The 1151-nt window shown below is 59.8% G+C and carries 2 protein-coding genes; both read left to right on the forward strand.

Annotated features, from left to right (window positions below; all coding sequences use genetic code 11):
- Positions 1 to 454 (forward strand): phosphoribosylanthranilate isomerase (locus tag A3730_RS00480; protein ID WP_063537225.1); only part of this gene is annotated, 454 nt, incomplete at its 5' end.
- A partial coding sequence (locus A3730_RS00485) for a pyridoxal-phosphate dependent enzyme (RefSeq protein ID WP_156500708.1) occupies positions 447 to 1151 on the forward strand: 705 nt, incomplete at its 3' end. The genes A3730_RS00480 and A3730_RS00485, both read left to right, overlap by 8 nt.

Below are 1151 nucleotides of genomic sequence, written 5' to 3' on the forward strand. Positions count from 1 at the left end.
CCAGATCAACCGGGTGCTGGCCACCGTGCCGGTGGATGTACTGCAGTTCCATGGCAATGAAGACCCGCAGCACTGTGATAGTTTCGGGCGCCCCTGGATCAAGGCGGTGCGGATGAAGGACGACGTGGATTTGCATGAGTACGCGCAGGCGTACCGCAACGCGTCGGGGTTACTGGTAGATAGCTATGTGCCGGGGCTGCCAGGCGGCACCGGCGAAGTTTTCAACTGGGGCAGGGTTCCGAAAGACCTGCCCTTGCCCGTGGTGCTGGCCGGTGGCCTGCACCCGGAAAATGTGGCTGCAGCTGTGACACAGGTTCGGCCATGGGCGGTGGATGTGAGTGGTGGCGTTGAACAGAAGAATGTTCAGGGTCGCCGCAGCGGCGGCATCAAGGATGCCGCCGCCATTCGCGCCTTTATCAATAGTGTCAAAACACGAGGAGTAGCTGGTGTCTGAACGCCCTGATTTTTCTGCTTTTCCTGATGCACGTGGCCACTTTGGCCAATTTGGTGGCAGCTTTGTTTCCGAAACCCTGATGGGGGCTTTGGACGAACTGACCGCCATGTATGCGCGTCTCAAGGACGATCCGCAGTTCCGCGCGGATTTCGACTACGACCTGGCCCACTATGTGGGGCGCCCGTCTCCGCTGTACCTGGCAGAGCGATGGTCGAAGCAGCTCGGTGGCGCAAAGATCTGGCTCAAGCGTGAGGATCTCAACCACACCGGTGCACACAAGGTGAATAACACCATTGGTCAGGCGCTGTTGGCCAAGCACATGGGCAAACCCCGGGTCATTGCAGAAACCGGGGCCGGGCAGCACGGGGTGGCCACCGCCACGGTCGCGGCTCGCCTGGGTCTGACGTGTCAGGTGTACATGGGTGCCGAAGACGTGGAGCGCCAGAAGCTCAATGTTTATCGCATGAAGTTGCTGGGTGCAGAAGTGATTCCGGTGACCTCCGGTTCGCGGACCCTGAAAGACGCCATGAACGAAGCCATGCGTGACTGGGTCACCAACGTGGATGACACCTTCTACATCATCGGTACGGTAGCCGGCCCGCATCCTTACCCTCAGTTGGTGCGTGATTTCCAGTGCATTATCGGGCGTGAAGCCCGGGAGCAAAGCCTGAAGCAAGCCGGTCAGCTTCCTGATGCA

The sequence above is a fragment of the Alcanivorax sp. HI0044 genome, assembly GCF_001634945.1.